Origin of the sequence: Vibrio sp. BS-M-Sm-2, assembly GCF_041504345.1 — a bacterium.
GTDB lineage: Bacteria > Pseudomonadota > Gammaproteobacteria > Enterobacterales > Vibrionaceae > Vibrio > Vibrio satsumensis.
This window is the reverse complement of sequence record NZ_CP167894.1, coordinates 2,924,718-2,948,053: the sequence shown is the minus strand read 5'-3', so window position 1 is coordinate 2,948,053 and position 23,336 is coordinate 2,924,718. Positions and strand designations below refer to the sequence as shown.

At 44.5% G+C, this 23,336-nt stretch carries 18 protein-coding genes and 2 tRNA genes; 9 read left to right on the top strand and 11 right to left on the bottom strand.

Annotation, left to right across the window (positions count from 1 at the left end; translation table 11 throughout):
• Positions 1-6: 6 nt before the first annotated feature.
• Positions 7-2,712, bottom strand: a complete 2,706-nt coding sequence (gene adhE / locus AB8613_RS13610; RefSeq protein WP_123304746.1) for a bifunctional acetaldehyde-CoA/alcohol dehydrogenase — start codon at positions 2,710-2,712, stop codon at positions 7-9.
• A gap of 638 nt (positions 2,713-3,350) precedes the next feature.
• Here adhE and AB8613_RS13605 point away from each other — a divergent pair.
• Positions 3,351-3,989, top strand: a complete 639-nt coding sequence (locus AB8613_RS13605) for a YchE family NAAT transporter (protein ID WP_004734056.1) — start codon at positions 3,351-3,353, stop codon at positions 3,987-3,989.
• Positions 3,990-4,138: 149 nt separating this feature from the next.
• Positions 4,139-4,984, top strand: coding sequence for an ion transporter (locus AB8613_RS13600; protein ID WP_327784273.1), 846 nt, complete (start codon positions 4,139-4,141; stop codon positions 4,982-4,984).
• 37 nt (positions 4,985-5,021) lie between these two features.
• On the opposite strand, the gene AB8613_RS13595 is transcribed toward AB8613_RS13600, so the two are convergent.
• Both AB8613_RS13595 and asd read right to left on the bottom strand, forming a co-directional pair.
• A complete protein-coding gene (locus AB8613_RS13595; RefSeq protein ID WP_372383959.1) occupies positions 5,022-5,543 on the bottom strand; it encodes a prepilin-type N-terminal cleavage/methylation domain-containing protein in 522 nt (173 codons plus the stop codon).
• Between the two features lie 120 nt (positions 5,544-5,663).
• The gene (gene asd / locus AB8613_RS13590; protein ID WP_017629874.1) at positions 5,664-6,782 is read right to left on the bottom strand and encodes an aspartate-semialdehyde dehydrogenase; all 1,119 of its coding nucleotides are present in this window, start codon (positions 6,780-6,782) and stop codon (positions 5,664-5,666) included.
• A gap of 500 nt (positions 6,783-7,282) precedes the next feature.
• On the opposite strand from asd, the gene nhaC reads away from it, so the two are divergent.
• On the top strand, positions 7,283-8,719 hold the full coding sequence (nhaC, locus tag AB8613_RS13585; protein ID WP_017063453.1) for a Na+/H+ antiporter NhaC: 1,437 nt from the start codon (positions 7,283-7,285) through the stop codon (positions 8,717-8,719).
• Between the two features lie 91 nt (positions 8,720-8,810).
• Here nhaC and AB8613_RS13580 read toward each other — a convergent pair whose 3' ends face one another.
• The 3 genes from AB8613_RS13580 to yejK form a co-directional block, all read right to left on the bottom strand.
• Positions 8,811-9,989 (bottom strand): chemotaxis protein, encoded by a 1,179-nt coding sequence (locus AB8613_RS13580; RefSeq protein WP_146492458.1) that lies wholly within the window; start codon positions 9,987-9,989, stop codon positions 8,811-8,813.
• A gap of 76 nt (positions 9,990-10,065) precedes the next feature.
• A complete protein-coding gene (locus AB8613_RS13575; RefSeq protein WP_372383958.1) occupies positions 10,066-11,472 on the bottom strand; it encodes an Hpt domain-containing protein in 1,407 nt (468 codons plus the stop codon).
• A 105-nt stretch (positions 11,473-11,577) separates the two neighbouring features.
• Positions 11,578-12,582 carry a nucleoid-associated protein YejK gene (gene yejK / locus AB8613_RS13570; protein ID WP_017061190.1) on the bottom strand — a complete coding sequence of 335 codons (1,005 nt, stop codon included), beginning with the start codon at positions 12,580-12,582 and terminating at the stop codon, positions 11,578-11,580.
• Positions 12,583-12,666: 84 nt separating this feature from the next.
• On the opposite strand from yejK, the gene AB8613_RS13565 reads away from it, so the two are divergent.
• The 3 genes from AB8613_RS13565 (at position 12,667) to AB8613_RS13555 (ending at position 14,960) form a co-directional block, all read left to right on the top strand.
• A complete protein-coding gene (locus AB8613_RS13565) occupies positions 12,667-12,894 on the top strand; it encodes a YejL family protein (protein ID WP_017068253.1) in 228 nt (75 codons plus the stop codon).
• Positions 12,895-12,922: 28 nt separating this feature from the next.
• Positions 12,923-14,731: a DUF3413 domain-containing protein gene (locus AB8613_RS13560; protein ID WP_372383957.1), complete on the top strand. Its 1,809-nt coding sequence runs from the start codon at positions 12,923-12,925 to the stop codon at positions 14,729-14,731.
• A gap of 138 nt (positions 14,732-14,869) precedes the next feature.
• Positions 14,870-14,960: transfer RNA gene (locus tag AB8613_RS13555), tRNA-Ser, on the top strand.
• Here the strand turns inward: AB8613_RS13555 and AB8613_RS13550 are convergent.
• Positions 14,947-15,105: a hypothetical protein gene (locus tag AB8613_RS13550; protein ID WP_372383956.1), complete on the bottom strand. Its 159-nt coding sequence runs from the start codon at positions 15,103-15,105 to the stop codon at positions 14,947-14,949. The genes AB8613_RS13555 and AB8613_RS13550 overlap by 14 nt on opposite strands.
• 227 nt (positions 15,106-15,332) lie before the next feature.
• Between AB8613_RS13550 and AB8613_RS13545 the strand changes: the two genes are divergently transcribed.
• A tRNA-Ser gene (locus tag AB8613_RS13545) sits at positions 15,333-15,423 on the top strand.
• 66 nt (positions 15,424-15,489) lie between these two features.
• On the opposite strand, the gene AB8613_RS13540 is transcribed toward AB8613_RS13545, so the two are convergent.
• The gene (locus AB8613_RS13540; protein WP_372383955.1) at positions 15,490-16,410 is read right to left on the bottom strand and encodes a histone deacetylase; all 921 of its coding nucleotides are present in this window, start codon (positions 16,408-16,410) and stop codon (positions 15,490-15,492) included.
• 261 nt (positions 16,411-16,671) lie between these two features.
• Between AB8613_RS13540 and AB8613_RS13535 the strand changes: the two genes are divergently transcribed.
• Positions 16,672-17,358: an SDR family oxidoreductase gene (locus AB8613_RS13535; protein WP_146492266.1), complete on the top strand. Its 687-nt coding sequence runs from the start codon at positions 16,672-16,674 to the stop codon at positions 17,356-17,358.
• Positions 17,359-17,365: 7 nt separating this feature from the next.
• The gene (locus AB8613_RS13530) at positions 17,366-18,367 is read left to right on the top strand and encodes a DUF3080 domain-containing protein (protein ID WP_327783631.1); all 1,002 of its coding nucleotides are present in this window, start codon (positions 17,366-17,368) and stop codon (positions 18,365-18,367) included.
• A gap of 39 nt (positions 18,368-18,406) precedes the next feature.
• On the opposite strand, the gene AB8613_RS13525 is transcribed toward AB8613_RS13530, so the two are convergent.
• The 3 genes from AB8613_RS13525 to AB8613_RS13515 all read right to left on the bottom strand — a co-directional run bounded on the left by AB8613_RS13525 (position 18,407) and on the right by AB8613_RS13515 (position 23,264).
• Positions 18,407-20,383, bottom strand: a complete 1,977-nt coding sequence (locus tag AB8613_RS13525; RefSeq protein ID WP_372383954.1) for a DNA topoisomerase III — start codon at positions 20,381-20,383, stop codon at positions 18,407-18,409.
• A gap of 115 nt (positions 20,384-20,498) precedes the next feature.
• Entirely contained in the window at positions 20,499-21,047 is a 549-nt protein-coding gene (locus tag AB8613_RS13520; protein WP_146492270.1) for an NAD(P)H nitroreductase, read from the bottom strand.
• A gap of 207 nt (positions 21,048-21,254) precedes the next feature.
• Positions 21,255-23,264, bottom strand: a complete 2,010-nt coding sequence (locus AB8613_RS13515) for an NADPH-dependent 2,4-dienoyl-CoA reductase (RefSeq protein ID WP_048660802.1) — start codon at positions 23,262-23,264, stop codon at positions 21,255-21,257.
• Positions 23,265-23,336: the final 72 nt, after the last annotated feature.

The following is a 23,336-nucleotide window of genomic DNA, read 5'->3' as shown; positions in this document are numbered from 1 at the left end:
TACTTATTATGCGTTAGCTTTTTCTTTTTTAGCTTTTGGCGCTTTCGCTTCAGCTGGCTTTTGGTCTGCTTTCTTAAGGATAACTGTAGTACCTTCGAAAGTTTCGCCTTCAACGTATGGTTGGCCGAAGTAAGAAGTTGTTAGAACTTCTTTTAGCTCAGTGATTAGAGGGTAACGTGGGTTAGCACCTGTACACTGGTCATCGAACGCTTCAACAGCTAGCTCGTCTAGTTTAGCGATGAAGTCAGACTCGTTAACACCCGCAGCTTGGATAGATAGTGGGATGTCTAGGTCTTTCTTAAGCTCTTCTAACCAAGTCAGTAGACGTTCAATCTTCTGAGCAGTACGGTCACCAGCTTGGCTTAGGCCTAGGTGGTCAGCAACTTCAGCGTAACGACGGCGTGCTTGTGGGCGGTCGTACTGAGAGAATGCAGTCTGCTTAGTTGGGTTATCGTTCGCGTTGTAACGTACAACGTTTGAGATAAGTAGTGCGTTAGCAAGACCGTGTGGTAGGTGGAACTCAGCACCAATTTTGTGAGCCATTGAGTGACACACACCTAGGAATGCGTTCGCAAATGCTACACCAGCGATAGTTGCTGCGTTGTGTACTTTCTCACGAGCGATTGGGTCAGCCGCACCATTTTTGTAGCTTGATGGTAGGTATTCTTTAAGCATCTTAAGTGCTTGAAGAGCTTGACCGTCTGAGTATTCGTTCGCTAGAACAGATACGTAAGCTTCAAGAGCGTGAGTTACTGCATCGTAACCACCGAACGCTGTTAGAGACTTAGGCATGTTCATTACAAGGTTCGCATCAACGATAGCCATGTTTGGCGTGATTTCGTAGTCAGCTAGTGGGTATTTAGCACCAGTCTTGTCGTCTGTAACAACAGCGAATGGAGTAACCTCTGAACCCGTACCTGAAGTAGTAGTAATACATACTAGCTCAGCTTTTTGACCCATTTTAGGGAACTTGTAGATACGTTTACGGATATCCATAAAGCGCATTGCTAGTTCTTCAAAGTGAGTTTCTGGGTGCTCGTACATAACCCACATGATCTTAGCAGCATCCATTGGAGAACCGCCACCTAGAGCAAGGATTACGTCAGGTTGGAAGCTCTTCATTGCTTCAGCGCCTTTCTCAACAACAGATAGCGTTGGATCCGCTTCTACGTCGAAGAAAGTTTGAACTTCGATGCCTTGTGCTTTAAGCAGGCTAACTACGTCATCAGCGTAACCGTTGTTGAATAGGAAACGGTCAGTTACTAGGAATGCGCGTTTCTTACCTTCTAGGTCGCTCATTGCGATTGGAAGGCTACCACGACGGAAGTAGATAGACTTAGGTAGTTTGTGCCACAACATGTTTTCAGCTCGCTTCGCTACAGTTTTCTTGTTGATAAGGTGCTTAGGACCTACGTTCTCAGAGATAGAGTTACCACCCCATGAACCACAACCTAGAGTTAGAGAAGGTGCAACGTTGAAGTTGTACAGGTCACCGATACCACCGTGAGTAGTAGGGATGTTGATTAGAATACGAGCAGTCTTCATCTTGTCACCGAAGTAACGGATGCGGTCTGCGTTAGTATCTTGGTTAGTGTAAAGACCAGATGTATGACCGATACCACCGATTTCAACCATAGTTACCGCTTGAGCAACAGCATCTTCGAAGTCGTCCGCACGGAATAGACCTAGAGTTGGAGATAGTTTCTCGTGAGCGAATTCGTCATCGTAAGAAACTTTACCAAGACCTTCACCTACAAGTACTTTTGTATCAGCAGGAACTTTAACACCAGCCATTTCAGCGATTGCTGGAGCAGGCTGACCTACGATTTTAGCGTTTAGGTTGCCGTCGATAAGCAGTACTTTGCGTACTTTATCAGCGTCAGCTTTAGATAGAACGTGAGCTTTGTGAGAAGCGAAACGCTCTTTTACTTCGTCATAGACTTCGCTAACTACAATAGCTGCTTGCTCAGAAGCACATACAACGCCGTTATCGAATGTTTTAGACATAAGGATAGAAGCTACAGCACGTTTGATGTCAGCAGTTTCGTCGATAACTACTGGAACGTTACCAGCACCAACACCGATAGCAGGCTTACCAGAAGAGTACGCTGCTTTAACCATGCCTGGACCACCAGTAGCAAGGATAAGTGCGATACCGTCGTGCTTCATAAGCGCGTTAGAAAGCTCTACAGATGGTTGGTCGATCCAACCGATGATGTCTTTTGGAGCACCCGCTGCAACAGCTGCGTCTAGAACTAGTTTCGCTGCGTCGTTAGTTGAGTTCTTTGCACGTGGGTGTGGCGAGAAGATGATGCCGTTACGTGTCTTAAGAGAAATTAGAGATTTGAAGATTGCTGTAGAAGTTGGGTTCGTTGTTGGAACGATACCACAAATGATACCTACAGGCTCAGCGATAGTCATTGTGCCTAGGTTGTCATCTTCTTCTAAGATGCCACATGTTTTTTCGTCTTTGTATTTGTTGTAGATAAATTCAGATGCAAAGTGGTTTTTGATAACCTTATCTTCAACAATACCCATTCCAGATTCAGCAACTGCTTGTTGTGCTAGTGGAATACGAGCGTGGTTAGCAGCAAGAGAAGCTGCACGGAAGATTGCGTCTACTTTCTCTTGAGAGAATGTTGCAAACTCTTCTTGTGCTGCTTTAACGCGAGCTACTAGAGCATCAAGTTCCGCTAAGTTAGTTACAGGCATGGTGGATCTCCTAAAATAATAAATATTAAAAACTTTTTATTAATTTCGCTGCTTGCTTTTAACCTCAAACAACAACGTTCTTAGTAAATTGCTTTCAGGACTGAGTATATTATTTCACTGTATGAAAAAAATTGACCCAGATCAGTTACCCAAAAAGAATTAACCAAAAAGTAGTAAGGCAATCGCAAAAATTAACTTAAGGTACTGATTTAAATAGATTAAAATCACACTTTCCGTCAGAACAAAAAACAAGCAAACAGTCAACTTTTTTCTACATAGCGTCATAAACTGTAAAAAAATTTCATTTTTAGTCCGTTAAATTACATGTATACAGCTATATTCGTGCTACTGAGAGTATATCCATACCGTTACACGGGCTAGATTCTGACATAATTTTTATTAATTCCGTGCGGCAGTTAACAGTTACTCAATAAAAAGTTACGAAATGAAACAGCACCGACAAGCTTGCAACAAGGAAGATACAAAAGTGAGATTCAATTAGTTTTTCTACAAAAAAACACCCGTTTCAAGTTAGTTTTTTTCATTCGTGTAAATTGAGTTTGTCCCTTACATTACGCGCCTAGACTATTCACAGATCAAACCTTCAACCTTAAGTACGCTAACTGGAGATCGCTCTCATGCAAGGCTTAGAACTCGCAATTTTTATGCAATTCTTCCTTGGGCTTGTTGCTGCCGTAAACCCAATCGGCATCATGCCTGTTTTTGTTTCTCTTACTGCTCATATGCCGCCAGAAGAGAGGAACAGGACAGCCTTACAAGCAAACATTGCTGTTGCCGTGATCCTCATTGTCTCTCTTGTTGCGGGGCAAATGCTACTTGATATGTTTAGTATCTCACTGGACTCATTTCGTGTTGCAGGTGGTTTACTATTACTGAGCATCGCATTTTCGATGATGAGCGGTAAGCTCGGTGAAGATAAGCAGAACAAACAAGAAAAATCTGAATACATCAGCAAAGAGCAGATCGGTGTTGTTCCACTTGCTATGCCGCTAATGGCAGGTCCGGGTGCAATCAGCTCGACCATTGTTTACGGGTCTCGCTACCCTGCTGCTATTGATACGGTAGGAATCGGCATTAGCATCATCGCATTCGCAACATGCTCTTGGCTTTTGTTCCGTTCAGCGCCAGTTATCGTTCGTTTCCTAGGTCAAACGGGTATCAACGTGATCACTCGTATCATGGGTTTGATTCTTGGCGCATTGGGCATCGAGTTCATCGCCAATGGCTTACGTAATTTGTTCCCAGGTTTGGCATAACGTTTAACAGCATTTCGGTTGCTCTATAAAGGGCAACAATATTGAAATATAGATGAGGCGAGTAAAGCAATTGGGCTTTCACTCGCCTCGTTATTATGAAGCTAGTATAATGACTGTTAATGCATTTAACAGAAGATGAATCTCTCCTTATGTCACGCAAGCCACTCAAGCATCATTTGTACGTCATTATCTTTGGTACTCACACGCCTGCCGGACGTGCATTTGATATCTCTCTGATCGTTGCAATCTTGGCTTCGCTGTTAGTTCTAATCTTAGAGTCCATTCCTAATGTAATGAGTGAATGGTCACAACAGCTGCGTTATATCGAATACACCTTTACTGCACTCTTCACTCTTGAGTATTTGTTGAGGCTTTATTGCTCTCCAAAGCCAAAATCTTACGCTACTAGCTTTTATGGTGTCGTTGACCTATTAGCGATTCTTCCAACCTACTTAGCGATCATCTTCCCTGGCGCTTCGTTTATGGGTGTGGTGAGGCTGCTTCGTGTGATGCGTATCTTCCGAATCCTAAAACTGGTTCGCTACCTGCAAGATTCCAATATTCTGTTGCGCTCACTGTTAATGGCAAGACGAAAGATACTGATCTTCTTCAGCACCGTTGGGATCTTAGTCGTTATCTTTGGTGCTCTGATCTTTGTTATTGAAGGACCAGAAAATGGCTTCACTAGTATTCCTCACAGCATCTATTGGGCAATCGTGACCATCACGACAGTGGGATATGGTGACATGGTGCCGCAGACCGCGCTTGGCAAAGCCATAGCATCACTGACCATGCTATTGGGTTACTCAATTTTGGCGGTGCCGACAGGGATTATTACTGCAGAACTCAGTAATGAAATGAACTCACACAAAGAGTTGGTTAAGTGTCCTAACTGCAACCGAGCGGGTCATGATTCTGACGCCATGTATTGCAAACACTGTGCAAGCGAATTGGCAGATCCAGACAAGCGTGTCGTCACCGACAAGACCGAATAAAACCAAAAAAGAGCTCTTTTTTGGTTTTCTTAACTATCTAACAGCCATCTGTGAAAACTTCCACTTGGTAGTCATCATTTGCTTCCATCGCAGCCGTGTATTTCACATAGCATTGGGTCTTCTCGATAGCGGTATTGAAGTCATTGGGAAGAACGTCCGACAAATATTCCGATCGGGTAATCAGCCACAAATCAGGGTCGCCAACAGACCCATTATTATGTGCAGCCCAAGTCCACTCTTTCGTTAAATCATGGTACCCAGAATCAATCGCCAAAAAGTTTTCCGTTCCCCCTTTTTCAACAGCAGGGTAGCCAAACTGTACGCTTCCGTAGTTTGGTACGAGGTAACGTTCTTGGTCTTCCATTCCTGCCACAGCTGCTTTTTCGAATGCTAAATCCGCTGCGGTATGGACTGATGCCCCTAACCCTTCCATAACCGAAGCCCTAGCATCATGTTGTATGTTTAAAAACCTAGGTGCTGCAACAACCGCTAAAACACCAATAATGACGATAACAACAATCAACTCGATAAGAGTAAAACCTTTAAGGTTTGCTTTCATTTTCTAGCTCCAACTTTAAGACGCACGAAAGGTAAGGTTTTAAAGTCAGGCTTCTGTCATCAGAAACAAAAAAAGCGCCCTAAGGCGCTTCTTCGTTAATTATTCTCAAAAATGAGGCAGTTACGCTTTCTCAGCAAGGATAATGCGCAGAGTACGACGTAGTGGTTCTGCAGCACCCCAAAGCAATTGGTCACCAACCGTGAATGCGTTTAGGAAGTCGTTGCCCATCGACATCTTGCGCAGACGACCGACTGGTACAGACATAGTGCCTGTTACTTTCGCTGGTGTTAGCTCCTGTGCTGTGATGTCGCGGTCATTAGGAATCACTTTAACCCAATCATTGTGCGTCGCGATGATCTCTTCGATCTCGTCCATTGGCACGTCTTGCTTGAGCTTAATCGTTAGCGCTTGAGCGTGACAACGCATTGCACCGATACGTACACAGGTACCATCGATAGGAATCGGTTGACCGTCTAGACCAAGAATCTTGTTCGCTTCAACACCCGCTTTCCACTCTTCTTTGCTCTGACCGTTTTCACGCTTCACATCGATCCAAGGAATCAGTGAGCCCGCAAGTGGAGCACCAAATTGGTCTGTTGGGAATGAAGATGAACGAATCGTATCAGCCACTTTCTTATCGATATCAAGAATTGAACTTGAAGGGTTCGCTAACTCAGAACTTACGCTGTCGTTGATCACACCCATTTGTGAGATCAGCTCACGCATGTTCTTAGCACCCGCACCAGAAGCTGCTTGGTAAGTCATGGCACTCATCCACTCAACCATGCCTTTCTCGTACAGGCCACCTAGAGCCATAAGCATTAAGCTCACAGTACAGTTACCGCCAACGAAAGTGTTGGTGCCACTGTGAATGCCTTGCTGAATTTGAGCCAAGTTAACAGGATCAAGAGTGATGATTGAATCAGCGTCCATACGCAGAGTAGAAGCTGCATCAATCCAGTAACCTTTCCAACCTGCTTGACGCAGTGCTGGGTATACTTTTGATGTGTAATCGCCGCCTTGACAAGTAATCACAGCATCAAGCTGTTTTAGGCTATCAATATCAAAAGCGTCTTGAAGTAGACCCGCATCTTTACCACCTAGAACAGGGGCAGGAATACCAATCTGAGATGTGCTGTAATAAACAGGCTCAATCAAGTCGAAGTCTTTCTCTTCAACCATACGTTGCATCAGTACAGAACCCACCATACCGCGCCAACCAACTAGACCTACTCTCATCGCTCACTCTCCATGTATAAATTAAAAATTGCTCTCCCCCATCTATAAGTTTTTCAGAAACAGAACTCAAGTGCTTTTTGTCAAAAAGTGTAACTTTTTCGTTTCTTTTAAGTGAACGTAATGAATCGTGCAGTTATCTCTGTATCGACATTCCATCTCCACCTCATTGATTAAGCGTCCATTATCGTCAAATTCAAACATTTACATCGCCAAAACCGGTTCAATCGACGCTCATCACAAACAGTAAATCCCTCTTTCAAACCAAGGTTAATCAGAATTTTATTTTACAAAACGAAAACAACGTGCGACAGATTTCAACATGTAACAATCATGAATTTAACAAAATTTTAGATTATGAAACCACAATTGATTGAGTTAACAGTCAAATATCACAACTTGGGCGTATTTTTTCGATATAATAAACTAATTACTGTAGTGTCCGTTTTGTACCACACACTATAACGAAGCACTATAAATGCTCGAAATCACAAGAGGCTTTTATGAAGCAGAGTAAAACTCGCCTACCGAACCTATTACAGGTATTCATCGCGTTAGGACTATTTCTATCCCTTGCTTTTTCCTTTACAGCAAAGCTTGACCTTCCAATTCAACTTGCCTTGTATATTGGCTGGTTCATTATCATGGTTCTTGGTATTCGTCTTGGACACCAATACAAAGACTTAGAAAAAGCAGCACTCAAAGGAATATCCAATGGCTTAGGCGCGGTTTTAATACTTTTAGCCGTTGGCGCTCTTGTTGGTACTTGGATCTCAGGCGGGATCGTACCTACTATCATTTACTATGGTCTGAAAGCTATCCACCCTTCTATCTTCCTTTTAGCGACCATGATCATCTGTTCTCTAACCGCATTGGCAACTGGTACTTCTTGGGGCGCTGCGGGTACAGCAGGTATCGCAATGATGGGTATCGGCCAAGGTCTCGGTGTTCCAGCGCCGATTACTGCGGGTGCAGTGCTGTCAGGCTGTTACTTCGGTGACAAGATGTCTCCGCTTTCTGATTCAGTGATTCTGGCTTCTTCAATGTCTGGTGTTGAAGTGGTTGAACACATCAAGGGCATGTTGCCAGTTGCGTTAATCAGCTACGTGATTACAGGCATCATGTTTACTGCGTTTGGTTTCCACTACGCGGGCAACGTTGACATGAGCCAAGTAGACTCTGTAATCAAAGCGATGGAAGTTCAGTTCTACATCACCCCTTATTCATTCGTTCCAGTACTTATCGTGCTTGGTCTGTTGGCTTTCCGTATGCCTTCCTTCCCGGTTATCAGCTTTGGTTCTTTGCTGGGTATTATCTGGGCAGTCATGATCCAAGATATCGACTTCCTAACGGCATTCAACACTGCTTGGGCACCGTTCTCAATCTCATCTGGCGTAGAGTTTATTGATTCGATTCTTAACCGTGGCGGTATGTCTTCCATGCTTGGTTCGGTTGCGGTTATCGTATTTGGTCTAGGTTTCGGTGGCTTACTGGATAAAGTGGGCGTACTAGAGACAATCGCTAAAGTGTTTGAGCGCCGCGTAAACAGCGCAGGCTCACTAGCGACTAGCACCATTGGCACGGCTTTCATGGGTAACGTATTCGGTTCTGCAATGTACGTATCGTTAATCCTTACGCCAAAAATCTGTGCGAAAAACTACGACCGTTTAGGCTACAAACGTAAGAACCTATCGCGTAATGCTGAGTTTGGTGGCACGTTAACGTCGGGTATGGTTCCGTGGAGTGATAACGGCATCTACATGGCGAGTATTCTTGGCGTTGCGACGCTGTCTTACGCGCCGTTCATGTGGCTAAGCTTCATCTGTATCATTGTAACTATCGTGACGTCTTATATGGGTTGGTTCGTTGATAAGTGTGAACCAACAGCACCAGCGTTTGAAGCTGAAGAAGCGACAGAGCTAAGCAAGCAACAAGCTTAAGTTCATGGGCTAACACTTTCGAACGTAACTCAAAACGTTAATGGTAGAAATGCAAAAAGAGCGCCATAGAGCGCTCTTTTTTATCGGTTTTTTACTTGTTTGCGGTTCGCTTACCCAACCAGTAACCGATGCCTAACGGTGCGAAGAACACCACCAAGATAAACAGAATAAAGTAGATAATCACACCCTTGATTAGCTCCATCAGCTTATCAATCGCAAGCACAACCACTTCTTGAGAGACACGGTCTAAATCTTGAGTGAACAGCTCTCTTTCTGATGTCACAATACCTGCAATCTCGAGACGCTCTTTCTCAATCATCTGAACTAACGCTTCTCTCTCACGCGTAACCATCTTTTCCAGAGCGACACGTTCATCGCTCAGCATCGCCAATTTTTGGTCTGTTTTATCGCTGAGGTCGTTGAGCAATGGCTGCATTTCTGCCGACATAATAGAGGCTAGTGTTTGCATGTATTCAGGGTTATTTTCAATAAAGTCCTGCATGCTAGCTGAGGTTTGGCGAAGGCTTTCTAGTGTCATCGACAAATCTTCACCCGTGAGTGAGCTATTCATCGCCACCAATTCGGCTTTCCAAGACATCAGTTTTGGCGTTTGGTCCGCCATTAGGCTTAAGCGGTCTGATGCATCGCTCATGGCTTCTGGCATGGTACCTAGGCTCTGAACGATCTGTGATTCATCTTTACCAAGGTAAGCTAGCCATTCTCGATAAGCAGGCGTACTTCTGAAGGTAAGGTCTTTAAAAGGATTGTTCGCGGCAAACTCTGCAACGAATGCTTTGCTCTTTTTGAAATCACTCGAGCTCAATACGCCCTTTGCTAGCTTTTCAGCTTCTTGGTCAAGAAAACGAGCTGTTTCTACAGCATCATCGGTCACGAACAAATCAGCACCGTCACCTTGTGCGTAAAACTGATTCATTTGAGCAGTGAACACCCATGAGTCAATTAAAGCTGACATAGGAGAAGTTTGATAAGCCGCTTGCTGTAAGCCTTGCTCTGCGTGGATCTTCCAAAGCAACACATAAGATTGATGTAAGGTGTCATCAGCCGGGTAAGATTGCGCGATTACGTCCGCCGAGTCTTCGACTCTTGTAAAAAACATCTTGGCGTATTCACGCGTCATGAGGCGAGCATTCAGCTCTTGTTGAGTGAGAGGCGTCGTCTGACTATCTAACTTAACTTCTAGGAGAGAACAACCACTTAGCACAATGCTAAGCACCAACACCATCCAACTTCGACTCGAAACTCGTAACATATAAACCTCTGACAAAGACTAAGGGCGCGGATTGTATGAGCACTTCGTCAGAGTATTGTCAAAATCCCTGCAAAAGTTAACGTTGATTATCTAAATATGCATGAGCTGAATCTACCGAGGCTTTTATTGCCTGCTCGAGCTCTGTTAAATCATGCTCACTGATGGCTCTTGATTGCTTCATTGTCATTTCAATACTCGCGGCAATAATCGCTAATCGAGACGCTTTAATGCTACCAGCTACGCCTTTTAAACTATGTACAATGCGAGCTGCGGAGGTTTCATCTTTGATCAGCAAAGACTTAAATTTCTTATAATCACCTGCGTGATCTTGTACAAAGACGCCAAGCAACAATTCGACAGACTCAGCATCACCATCGAGTGTCTCCAACATGTCTTCAATATCAATCGCAGGCTTAGAGTCCGTCACACTGGCTATGTGTTTCTCCGACATTGGCTCGCCTATCGTACCAGGTTGACTTGCAGGGCTCATATTTTGTTGAGGTTGATATTCTGGTTGCTGATTCAATACGGTTTCAGGTACCTCAGGCTCTTTCTCAAACTGGTTAGTTGCCGAGGGAGTCGAATCAACGCTACTTTCTGAAAACAATTCATCTTCCTTATCGGAAAGATTAACAACCTTTTCTTTGCTAGGTTCAGGGGCTATACCCTGTTCTGCTTTGGGCTGCAGAGCCGCTTTTCTCACACTAACACTCCACACAACCAAAGCGCTCATCGCCACTAAGCTCAAGCCTAACATCACAAGTAAAAGGTTAAACTGACGCTCATGAAACTCAGCTTCAAGTTTAATGATCTGCTCATTCACTGAGTTTTTCTTAATCTTATCGACCAAATAATTGAGCTGGGCGTAATCACTCAACAATGCTGAAGCATCAGCCAATAGCTGTTGAAGTGCATCTTGCTCTTTGGTTTTTAATGAATAAGATTTTTCTAGAATAGAATCGAAGGCACGATAAGTGGCAGACGAACTTTGACTGTCAGAATACATCGCTTCAAAGACCACTACGCCGAATTCGTTTAGGAGTGGTTTTAACTTAGGGGAAAGCTCTTTATCCGCACGCAACATCTTAATGTTATCAACGATGTCTTGAACTTGGCTTTCGATCGGGATGAACTCATCGAACTTTTCTAGGAACTGATCGGCTACGTACAACAGTTGGTTCACATCAGGGCGAAACAAAGCGTGTTGAAAATCAGATTCAATCTGCAGTCGGATTGAATAAACCAACTGAGCATCGAGTGCTAGATCATTGATACGAGAGACTCGAAGCGGTTCTGAGAAATAAAGTGATTGCCTCAACTCGTTGACTCGAATACCGAGCTCTTCGATTTGAGCAAGAGAATTGGTGTAGGAACGGCTTAAATTAAGAAGAGCCAATGAAGGAAGTAGCCACAGAGCCAAGAGCACAACCAAGAAGGTGGCTGGTTTTTTAAAGCGTTTGGGCTTTGCTACTGATTGTTCCATCTATATTCCTTGTGCGTGTTAACTTGAAGCCATAACAGTAGCTAAAAGATTAAGCACAAAATAAGCGACAACATCCTGCTGCCGCTTTTATCCGTTAACTTCCGACTATGACTTATTGCGAGTCAATTGGTCACGTAAGTTCGGTGGTGTGCCTTTAATCGTTAGCGTGTCTGTCTCCGGATCGTAAAAGATACGTTCGCCTAGAAGCAGACTATCAAAACTAACATTCAAACCGCCACCAGCACCAACAAATTTTGTTAGTTTACGCATAGTTGCACGATCGGCTGGAAAGCTGTCTTCTAACTCGTAACCTTGCTCACTAGTATAGTCAAAGAAACTTGTGCCATCTGTGCTTGCTGGTAACTCTCCAGAAAGTTCACGAACTTGCACTTCATCGCCAGCTTTAAGCTGCTCGTTACAGTAATCCGCAACCTGCTTTTTGTAGCTGATCGCTTCTTCTTTTTCTAATTTAGAGTCAGAAACGAAATCTTCTACCGCTTGCATCAGTACTTGGTTTTGCTGTTTCGCATCCAGACCCACTTCAGCTTGTAAGAAATCTAAGAAGAAATCGGCGACTTTACGGCCAACACGTCCTTTAATGTAAGTTAAATAACGGTTTGACTCTTTATCAGTCTCATAAGTAGAAAGGTCTAGGCGAGCCGCGATATCCATTTTTGAGATATCAAGGTAATCCGTCGCACTAATATCTAGCCCTTCAGTTACCTTTAGGCTTTGGTTTGAAGGCAGCAAACCAATGAATAGGTAATCTGTTGCAAGTGACTGATATTCAGCCATTACCAAGATACCTTCGTCAGCAAATGGGTATTTTGAAAGCTCATCTTTTAGACGTTGCGCACTCTTTTGAGAAAAATCGTAAAAGTTTGTCTCACCAGCACGAAGTTGGTGCAACCACTGCTGAAATTCGCTGTCAGATTTGAAAGAACCAAACCCTTTGCCTGCTTTTGAGTTAAAAACACGGTGAAGTTCAGCAACCAGACTTTCAGATGAAGCATCGTTTTCTAGAGATTCAGCACGATAGTTAACAATCAGTTCATCCTGATCGTTCTTGCTCAGCTGGTGTAAAATTACGTTGGAAAGGTGAAGGCTCATAGTGAAAATATTACCGTTCAGGTTTCAGTTGTCGTGCATAGTAGGTTATCATAAGCCGCTTTTACTATCATTATTAGAGTCCTTATGCCGATTATATCTAAATACACAGATGATCAAGTTGAAAAAATCCTAGCTGAAGTAGGTGCTGTACTATCTAAGCACAAAGCTTCACCAGAACTTTCACTGATGATCGCTGGAAATATCGCAACCAATGTCTTAAATCAGAATGTTGCTGCTTCACAACGCAAAGGAATTGCTGAAAAATTTGCCGAGGCTTTAATTTCTTCTCTTGAAGATAAAAAGTCTCACTAAATTTGATTGACGGATAAAAGAATTATAAATGGTAGACAGCGCAAACTCATATAGCGATCGTGTATCTCGACTGGTTGGTTGGGGTCACTGGTTTGCATTTTTCAACATCATTGCTGCGATGTTGATTGGTACTCGTTATATTACTCAATCTGCTTGGCCAGAAACCTTGCTAGGTCAATTCTATTTGGCTGCATCGTGGGTTGGTCATTTTGGCTTTTTAGTGTTCGCGCTCTATCTATTAGTGCTGTTCCCGCTCACTTTTATTCTTCCGTCGAGGAAGTTATTACGTTTGGTTGCGGTTTGTTTTGCGACCATAGGTTTAACTGTCCTACTGATTGATACCCAAACGTATCAAAATATAAACCTCCACCTGACGCCTGTTGTGTGGGAGGTTTTATTCAGTGGAGAGGAATCTGCATTCACGTCTGATTTGCAGCACCTCTTCATTGTTATGCCGCTCATCTTCTTGCTACAGCTTGGCTTATCTGAATGGGTTTGGCGTAAGCAGCGTAAACTGTCTCATAAACACATTGGCCGTCCAATTACTGCCGTATTCTTCTTGTGTTTCATCAGCAGCCACCTGACCTACATGTGGGCTGATGCGTATTTCTATAACCCAATTACTAGCCAGAAAGCGAACTTCCCACTGTCTTATCCAATGACAGCGAAAAGCTTTATGGAAAAACATGGTCTATTAGACCGTGAAGAATATCTAGAACGTTTGGAAGCGAACAAAGGCAATGTAAACCTCGTTAGCTACCCACTAGAAGAAATTCAGTACAACCGTCGTAGTGATGATCTGAACATCCTGATGGTGAGTGTGAACAACCTTCGCTCTGACGCACTGAACGAAACATCAATGCCTAGCAGCTATGCATTCGCACAACAGTCGATCAACTTCACCAACCACTACAGTTCTAGTAACGACATGTTTGGTATTTTCGGTTTGTTTTATGGTCTTCCGAGCAGCTACGCGAGCAGCATCGAAGCCCAAGGCTCTAGCGCGGTATTACTCGATGTTTTAGATAATCACAAGTACAAGTTTGCTGCGTTCAGTGGCGACAACTTTAGCGATGCTCTTTACTCGGATATCATCTTCCGAGGACGTGATGTGATGCCAGAACAGGCAACGTATGATGACCAGAGTGCAATACAAGCTTGGTCTAACTGGATTCAATCACCGCAAGCGAAGCGCCCTTGGTTTAACTTTATTGAACTGACCACACTGGATAACTTCGCCAGCTACGATTCAAGCTCTGAATCAAACTCAACGTTAACCACAGCGGAACGGTTTACTGCAGACTATCAAAAATCAGCTCAAGCCGCCGATGCTCAGCTAGCAACAATCTATGCGGAGCTAGAGCGCTTAGATCTAACCGACAACACGGTTGTAATCATTACCTCTAACCACGGTACTGAGTTTAACGAAACCAAAACGAATAGCTGGGGTGCAAACTCCAACTACAGTCGTTATCAGTTACAAGTACCACTGTTTATCAGCTGGCCTGGTAAGTCTGCTTCTGAGTACACTCACCGTTCTAGTCATCTAGACGTATCAGTAACTCTGATGCAAGAGCTATTGGGTGTATCTTCAAGTCCGACTGATTTCAGTAGTGGTCGCAGCCTGTTTAATGAGCGTAAGAGAAAGTGGATTCTCGCGGGTGACTCTCGTGAACTTGCTCTGATTACTGACAAGCAAACTACTGTGTTAGATAAATTTGGTAACTACAAACTGTACGATCAGAATTACAAGCGCCTGAAAAACGTAAGCCCTCGCTTACCGGTGTTGATGCAAGGCCTCACTGAGCTACAGCGTTTCTACACAAAAAATGATTAAATGATCACCAAAAATAAAAGGGAAGCCAGTGGCTTCCCTTTTTTATTGCCGTTAATGACTAGAAAACAAGCAACAGAACAAAATTATGAAAATTAGGGGTTTACAAGGTCCTCTGCCCCTTATATTATTCACGCCACTGGAGGGATGGCTGAGTGGTCGAAAGCACCGGTCTTGAAAACCGGCAACCGTTAATAGCGGTTCTAGGGTTCAAATCCCTATCCCTCCACCACATTAAAGAAAGCCGCTGAGAAATCAGCGGCTTTTTTGCATCTGGGGTTTATCACTTCTCTTTGTACTTCATCACCAAACTTAATCATCCAAAAGAACTTGCCCAATAGCATTACCATCAAACTTCCACTTTCTTTGTCACTCACTCACAAGTCCACACCAGCATTTCAACCATTACACCGTTATGTCGCTAGCCTAAGATGTTCGCACTGCTCGCTTTAGCCCGATTTAGCGAACACCAATAAGAAAACCATCAAAAAAGCATAATAAATAGCCACTCAACACAAAAACATCGAAAAGCGTTCATAAAAAAAGCAGTCAGTTAATAAGGGTATTTACAAGCGAGGGCCTCCCTTATATTATACGCGGCATCGGAGGGATGGCTGAGTGGTCGAAAGCACCGGTCTTGAAAACCGGCAACCGTTAATAGCGGTTCTAGGGTTCAAATCCCTATCCCTCCACCACATTAAAGAAAGCCGCTGAGAAATCAGCGGCTTTTTTGTATCTGGAGAAAACCCGAGTTTGTCACGTCAAACATTCACTACTAGTGCCGCTTTCAATAATTGCATGTGAATAGAAACCAGATCTTCATGCTGTGTTCGATAGCCACCACCAACAACACACGCCATCGGAATAGATTCTGATTTCGCTAAGTCGATCATCAAGCAGTCGCGTTCAAATATCCCTTGTGTAGACACATTCAAATAGCCTAGTTCATCGTCTTGATGGATATCGATACCCGCATCATAAATAATGAGATCAGGTTGATGGTGAGCAATCGCCAGCTTGGTGACTTGCTCAAAACAACGCAGAAACTCTTTATCTTCTGTTTCACGACTTAACAGCACATCTAAATCAGATAGCGGTTTTCGTGCAGGGAAGTTTTTATCGCAGTGGAACGACAAAGTAATGATGTCGTCATTCTCTTGGCAAAGAGTCGCAGTGCCATCACCATGATGAACATCGCTGTCGACGATAAGCACTTTATCGATATGTTCAAAGGTCAGCGCATGTTTTGCCGCTAAAACCAGATCGTTCAACAAACAAAATCCGCTACCAAAATCATGGTGTGCGTGATGATAACCACCACTCAAATGAATCGCTAAACCACTCTCTATGGCCATTTCAGCCGCTAAACAAGTTCCTCCACTTGAGTAGAGTGTCCTTTCGATCAGTTGCTCACTCCACGGGAACCCGATGCGTCTCATTTTGGCCGCTGGCAAATTACCAGACACAAGTAAATCGACATAGTCACTATCGTGTACCTGTTTTACTTGCTCAACCGAAACCGGCGTTGGTTGAAACACTTCAAACTTGCTCTTCCATCGAGGTTCGCTATCCATTCGTTTCTCAACAGCACTATATAACAACTGATATTTGTTGATTGGGTAACGGTGACCTTCTGGTAAAGGTAACTGCGAATAGATTGGGTGGTAAATTAAAGGAATCATAATCAGGTTAATTGCGTATCTTTCTCAAAATCATAACAGTCTCAGCCTAGGCGACAACCTTAATTAATGATAATGGTTATCATTATATTAAATTTCAAAAAGAGACAGCAATGAGAAACCTAATACTCATCTTTGGGGTGATCTGCGGCTCAGTAACAGCAGTAATGATTTTTGTAGGAATGTTAATGGCCAGTTGGTGGAGCGTTGATTTTCTCGTGTTAAGCCATCAAACTTAACTAATTGAACTGAAAAGGAATCACCATGAGCGTAATTTTTATTACTGGAGCGAACCGCGGCATTGGCTTAAGCCTGACTCAGCAGTACTTGAAAGGTAACCACAAGGTGTACGCGACTTATCGTGAAGCCAATTCAGCAAAAGAACTGCTCTCACTCGCAAAGCACAACAGCAACCTAACCTGCATTCAATTAGAGATAACCGATTACCAAGCAGTAGGCCAACTCCCCTCGCAAATGGAACCGATTGATATCTTGCTCAACAACGCTGGCTACTATGGTCCTAAAGGTTATGGGCTGGGTAATACCGATGTCGAAGAGTGGCGTCGTGTTTTTGAAGTCAACACTATTGCTCCGCTGAAACTTGTCGAAACGCTATTGCCTTTATTAGAAGACAGCGATATCAAAAAGGTCGCTTGTTTATCCTCTAGAGTCGGCAGTATGACTGAGAACACCTCAGGCGGCGGTTATATCTATCGCTCCTCTAAAGCCGCTCTAAACTCCGTGGTGAAGAGCCTAAGCAACGACTTAACCGAGAATGGCTTTACGGTGTTAGCACTGCATCCAGGTTGGGTACAGACTGAAATGGGCGGGCCGAATGCTCTGATCGACACCGACACTTCAGCATCCGGCCTTATTAAAGTCATCGAGTCAGCGAATACCGAAGTGAGTGGTCACTTCTTCAATTTCGATGGCAGCGAAATAGACTGGTGATCCACAGATGAATGCAGGGCCTCTCTCAAACCTAGTTAAGCACTCAACGCTGTTTTGTCTGACAGTGATGCTAGCTGGCTGTTTCAGTGATGGCCCCGGCGACTTGTTCGACGACTATCAAACTAAGGTCGCCAGAGTACAAGATGCAAAAGAACTCAATGATGACTGGGAGTTTGAAAACCTACCGAGAAAGCGAGAGCTGTTGCTTGACGTGCCCTCACTTTCTATCGGTCTCATCGACAGTTATCAACTTCGACAATGTGGGTTATTCAATCTGATTGCAGAAAGAAATTCCGTACTTGGAAAAGTCGCCGACGAGTTCCGGAATTACGATTATCAAGTCGCTCTACTGGAAGGTGTTGGTAAGTGTTTATCTAATAACGAATTAGATCCAGAGATCGTAGAATTACTCAGAGAAATCGAGCAACAGAAACTCGCACAATTTCCACTGCACCAATGGAATCTAATCTATGCCAGTGAAGCAATGCAGTCGCAAATGCGTGGTAGTCAGTGGTTACGTGCTGATATCGGCGATCAGGTACGACAAACCAGTGATGCCTTAGAACATATCAATCAAGCGTTAAACGTTCCGCTCGTTTCAGGCAAGACTACTGAGGTTCAAGAAGTATTAGAGAAGAGCTCTACGCTCGGGGATTTATACTACTCGCTCGCCCGTACCTCAGCTGAGCTTGATACCATCACCAAGCAACTCACTACTTTTGATGCCAACATCATCTGCGGGAAGCAGCGAGACACCACTAAGTTTCGTTATCTCAACAATGTATTCGAGCAGCAATACATAGGTAAGGTTCAGCCTTACATGGCGCAGCTGGATGGCTTTTACCAGCAGTTAGCCCCGCAACTAGGGATGTTTGACGCGCAACCTGACCTGCACAGTTATTACTTTCCCATCAAAGATGCGCATCAAGCCTTTCGATCATCCACTCGCCGCCATGTTGATTATTGGCAACAGCTGTTTAAGCGCTGCGGACGCAAAGTCGGTCGTTAATTCCAGTATCGCCAATAAACAGCTGTTTGCTCTCAGTTCCTAGCTTTTAGTGCCTTTCTTAGCATAGGTACCTTTCTTGGCATAAGCTTTCTTCGCACCACCGCCTTTACGACGTTTAAAAGCGGGTCTCTCAACTTTAGGAAGATGACGCAGAGATTCAGGAACTTCGCCCGTTTTTACCTTGCCCATCAAACCATCAATCTTGCTTTCTAGCGCTTGCATGAAAGGTTGGTACGCTTGGTTACGCTCGGCCATACCTTGTAACTGGTGTTCCCAATGCGCTGTCATGTCAGGAAAAGTAGAATCCTCAGGCAAAGCATGGATCAAGCCTCTCCCCGCAGGGCTACTATGAATACTCTTACCTTGGCGCGTTAGCAGCTGCCTTTTGAATAGCGTATCTAAAATACCCGCACGAGTCGCTTCAGTGCCAAGGCCATCAGTCTCTTTCAAAATGGCTTTGAGGTCTTTGTTCGCAACAAAACGCGCGATACCTGTCATCGCTTGTAGCAAGGTCGCTTCAGTAAAATATTTTGGTGGCTCGGTTTTCTTATCACCAATCACGCCTTCACGACACGTCAACACCGTACCTTTATCCAATGGAGGAACCGTATCCGTGCCATCACCTTTCTCTTCGGTGTCCGTTTTCCCCATCAACACTTTCCAACCTGGGTTGATAAGCTGACGTCCTTTCGCAATGAACACACCACCAGCGATATCAAACACTAACTTAGCATCCGCAAACACAGCCGGTGGGTAGAACTGCATCAGATATTGGCGAGCGATTTGCTGATAGATTTTCATCTCATTGGCAGACAAACCATTCACCGATGATTTCTTCGGTGTTGGGATTATTGCGTGGTGAGCATCGACCTTACTGTCGTTCCACGCTTTTGATTTCAGTGAAAGATCTGCGCCTTGCGCACCACTTTGTAGTTCTTTCGCATTATTAGCGATAGCATCGACGACTGACTCTCGTTGCGAGTAGTGATCTTTAGGCAGGTATCGGCTATCAGAACGAGGGTAAGTGATGAGCTTGTGCTTCTCATATAATGACTGGCACGTGTCCAACACCTGCTGAGCACTCATGCCAAAACGCTTAGACGCATCAATCTGCAGTGCTGACAACGAGTAAGGCAGTGGCGCAGCTTGTTTACTTTGCTTTTGCTCTGATTCCGTTACCACCGCGGGTTGACTCGCAATTCGGTTAGCCACGTTCTCAACCAACTTGCGATTAAGCACTCGACCTTCTTCATCTTGCCATGGTTTACATGCTTCGCTTGGTTTCCAACGCGCGCGAATATCAAAGCTTTGCCCGTTATTTTGATAAGGGATCAAAGCGTGCAGAGTGAAGTAATCTTTAGGAATAAAATTCTCAATTTCTTCATCACGTCTTACAACCAAACCAAGTACTGGAGTCTGCACTCGCCCTACCGACAAGACGCCTTGGTAGCCCGCCTTTTGACCAAGCAAGGTATAAGCGCGAGTCATGTTCATGCCATACAGCCAATCGGCTCTAGAGCGTGCCAATGCTGAAACAGAAAGAGGGATAAAATCGCGATTGCTACGCATTTGAGAGAGTGCACGTTTTACAGCAGGTAAGTTTAAGTCGCTGATAAGCAGCCTTTCCATCGACTCTTTCTTGGCTTTAGAAACTTTGCAGTAATCAATCACTTCATCAACCAAAAGCTGCCCTTCTCTATCTGGGTCTCCGGCGTGAACAATTTGAGTAGCGTCCTTCAATAGCTTTCGGATCACCGTGAGCTGTTTGCTTGAAGTCTTGCGTGGTCTTAGCTGCCATTGCTCTGGCACGATGGGAAGATCGGCCAAGTTCCACTTCTTATAACGGTCGTCATAAGCGTCTGGCTCAACCTGTTCCAATAAGTGTCCAATACACCAAGTCACTACATCCCCATTACCACATTTGATAAACCCTTGGTCTTTCTTCTGTGGATTAGGCAGTGCAGCAGCGATCGCGCGGCCGAGGCTTGGTTTTTCAGCAATAATAAGGCGAGACATGTTTTTCCAGATGCTACAAACAATTAGGGCCACATTATCTAATGTGACCCTAATAAATCAAGAAAAACTGGTTGTTTATACAGTTAGCATTCCACTATTCAAGCTTCAACGCTCTTTACAAGAACTCAACAAACTTAGCGAAGTCGCGCTCTGGCACTTTCATTGGTGTACAGCCTGGAGTGCCAAGGTATAGGAAACCAACAATTTCGTCGTCGCCTTCTAGGCCAAATGCTTGGTGTACTTCTGGGTGGAACATCCATTTACCTGAGCGCCAAAAGCCTTGGAAGCCTTGCGCGACAGCAGCCATTTGCATGGCTTGTGCAGCGCAACCCGCAGAAAGGTGTTGTTCGAACGCGGGCACTTTTTCGTGCTCGGTAACTTTTGCAATAACGGTAATCACCATTGGAGCTCGGAACGGCGCTTTTTTTACTTTCTCGATAACCGCCTCTTCGCTTGCATCCGCTTCAGCGGCACGCACCAATATGTCTGAAAGCTTTTGTAGACCTGAACCCTGCGCGATAACAAAGCGCCAAGGTGTTAATGCGCCGTGATCTGGAGCTCGTAAGCCCGCTTTGATGATATTTTCTAACGCTACACCTTCAGGTGCCGGATCAGAGAGTTTTGCGATTGAGCGCCTGTTGAGCAATAGATCCAAAGCATCCATTTGAAGTCCTTACTATTTCTTTATTATTTGTATACTTGAACTTTAGCACAGAATACAAACGATAATAAATCTCAACGACTAGCCATTTGGCCTAGATTAGAAGCAATAAAGGCTCCTAAATCTATGACTTAGGAGCCTTGTTCAAAATCTAGCTCAGCAAACTAAGTAACAATATCTACCGATAAGATTACAGTTTGATAGATGATTCTATAACTTAATAGCTAGCTCAACACCTTGACGGATAGCACGTACTGCATCTAGCTCACCGGCATAATCGGCACCGCCTATCACGTGCAGTTTGCCACCAAACTCTTGCCACATATCTTCGAATGGTCGAACTGACACCTGGCCCGCACATACGATAACGGAATCGGCATCGAGGACCTGTTCTTTCTTGCCAATACTGATATGCAGACCTTGGTCATCAATCTTGTTGTAGCTCACGCCACCCAGTAGGTTCACGCCGCGCTTTTCTAGCGTACGTTTATGAATCCAACCTGTGGTTTTGCCCGGGCCTTTACCAACACGACCCGCTTTACGCTGCATTACCCAGACTGTCTTATCGCTGAATGAATCCGGGTAAGGATACAAACCACCTGGGTGTTCCATATTCTTATCGATGCCCCACTCATGCAGCCAGTCATCTAAACTGTGAGAAGTAGGCTCGGTTAGCATGGTTGCCACATCGACACCAATACCACCAGCACCAACAATCGCGACTTTTTCGCCTACTGGTGTCTTTTCGCGAATCAAGGTTTGGTAATCGACTACGTTTTCTTGGTCGATGCCCTCAATATCGAGCTTTCTCGGTTCAACTCCTGCCGCCATCACCACTTCATCGTACTTCAGCAACATCTCAAACGTTGCTTCGGTATCCAGTTTCAGGTTCACACCTGATGCATCGATTTGGTTAGCAAAGTAACGAATCGTTTCTCTGAACTCTTCTTTGCCCGGAATCTGCATTGCCAGTCTGAATTGTCCACCGATACGGTCATTCTTCTCTATCAAGTCAACCTTGTGTCCACGTTGCGCTAATGTCGTCGCACAAGCCAAGCCTGCGGGGCCTGCACCGACAACCGCAATGGTCTTAGTGGCTTGAGCAGGTTGAACAACAATTTCAGTCTCGTAACAAGCTCGTGGGTTAACCAAACAGCTCGCACGTTTACCTTTAAACACGTTATCTAAACAAGCTTGGTTACAACCGATACAGGTATTGATGAACTGAGCTTGGTCTTGAGCGGCTTTATTAACAAAGTCAGGGTCAGCCAAAAATGGACGCGCCATTGATACCATGTCGGCCTGTCCTGAACTGAGGATACGCTCGGCCTCTTCTGGTGTGTTGATTCGGTTACAAGTCACCACTGGGATCGACACGTATGGTTTCACTTTTTCCGTCACCCAAGAGAAAGCACCTCGTGGTACTTGTGTCGCGATAGTCGGAACACGAGCTTCATGCCAACCAATGCCAGTATTGATGATAGTCACGCCCGCTTCTTCTAGCTTCTGAGCCAAAAGAACAACATCTTCAAACGTGCTGCCTTGCTCAACCAAATCAAGCATCGACAAACGGAAGATAATAATGAAATCTTTACCCACCGCTTCGCGAATCGATTTAACGATCTCTAAAGGGAAACGCATACGCTTCTCGTAAGAACCGCCCCACTCGTCGTAACGCATGTTGGTACGCTTACAGATGAACTGGTTAATCAAGTAACCTTCCGATCCCATGATCTCAATGCCGTCGTAACCTGCCACTTGAGCGAGCTCTGCACTATTGGCAAAGGCACCAATGGTCTTTTTGATCTGACGAGGGCTCATCTCGCTAGGTGCGAACTTAGCAATTGGTGCTTTAATACCAGAAGCACTTTGCGCGAATGGGTGCATTGCATAGCGGCCAGCATGCAGCAACTGAAGGGCAATTTTACCGCCATGCTTGTGCACGGCTTCAGTAACAACTTGGTGAGCTTTTGCGTGCTTCACTTTACTGAATTCAGCACTAAATGGGGTCAATCTGCCACGTAAATTAGGAGAAAAACCACCGGTAACAATAAGGCCAACGCCTCCTTTTGCTCGCTCTTCATAAAACGCGGCGAGTTTATGCAGGCCTTCTTTATTTTCTTCTAAACCTGTGTGCATTGATCCCATCAATACACGGTTACGTAATTGAGTAAAACCAAGATCGAGTGGTTCAAGTAAATGTGGGTACATGGCAGACATCACTTCTATTATTATATCCTTGTGGTCAGACCACAATATAACTCAATTACCAAAAGTTCAAACAGCTGTTTA

Excerpts from the sequence above, each read along its gene's own strand:
- adhE (WP_123304746.1), bottom strand. The coding sequence starts at position 2,712 with ATGCCTGTAACTAACTTAGCGGAACTTGATGCTCTAGTAGCTCGCGTT.
- AB8613_RS13605 (WP_004734056.1), top strand. The coding sequence starts at position 3,351 with ATGCAAGGCTTAGAACTCGCAATTTTTATGCAATTCTTCCTTGGGCTT.
- AB8613_RS13600 (WP_327784273.1), top strand. The coding sequence starts at position 4,139 with ATGTCACGCAAGCCACTCAAGCATCATTTGTACGTCATTATCTTTGGT.
- AB8613_RS13595 (WP_372383959.1), bottom strand. The coding sequence starts at position 5,543 with ATGAAAGCAAACCTTAAAGGTTTTACTCTTATCGAGTTGATTGTTGTT.
- asd (WP_017629874.1), bottom strand. The coding sequence starts at position 6,782 with ATGAGAGTAGGTCTAGTTGGTTGGCGCGGTATGGTGGGTTCTGTACTG.
- nhaC (WP_017063453.1), top strand. The coding sequence starts at position 7,283 with ATGAAGCAGAGTAAAACTCGCCTACCGAACCTATTACAGGTATTCATC.
- AB8613_RS13580 (WP_146492458.1), bottom strand. The coding sequence starts at position 9,989 with ATGTTACGAGTTTCGAGTCGAAGTTGGATGGTGTTGGTGCTTAGCATT.
- AB8613_RS13575 (WP_372383958.1), bottom strand. The coding sequence starts at position 11,472 with ATGGAACAATCAGTAGCAAAGCCCAAACGCTTTAAAAAACCAGCCACC.
- yejK (WP_017061190.1), bottom strand. The coding sequence starts at position 12,582 with ATGAGCCTTCACCTTTCCAACGTAATTTTACACCAGCTGAGCAAGAAC.
- AB8613_RS13565 (WP_017068253.1), top strand. The coding sequence starts at position 12,667 with ATGCCGATTATATCTAAATACACAGATGATCAAGTTGAAAAAATCCTA.
- AB8613_RS13560 (WP_372383957.1), top strand. The coding sequence starts at position 12,923 with ATGGTAGACAGCGCAAACTCATATAGCGATCGTGTATCTCGACTGGTT.
- AB8613_RS13540 (WP_372383955.1), bottom strand. The coding sequence starts at position 16,410 with ATGATTCCTTTAATTTACCACCCAATCTATTCGCAGTTACCTTTACCA.
- AB8613_RS13535 (WP_146492266.1), top strand. The coding sequence starts at position 16,672 with ATGAGCGTAATTTTTATTACTGGAGCGAACCGCGGCATTGGCTTAAGC.
- AB8613_RS13530 (WP_327783631.1), top strand. The coding sequence starts at position 17,366 with ATGAATGCAGGGCCTCTCTCAAACCTAGTTAAGCACTCAACGCTGTTT.
- AB8613_RS13525 (WP_372383954.1), bottom strand. The coding sequence starts at position 20,383 with ATGTCTCGCCTTATTATTGCTGAAAAACCAAGCCTCGGCCGCGCGATC.
- AB8613_RS13520 (WP_146492270.1), bottom strand. The coding sequence starts at position 21,047 with ATGGATGCTTTGGATCTATTGCTCAACAGGCGCTCAATCGCAAAACTC.
- AB8613_RS13515 (WP_048660802.1), bottom strand. The coding sequence starts at position 23,264 with ATGTCTGCCATGTACCCACATTTACTTGAACCACTCGATCTTGGTTTT.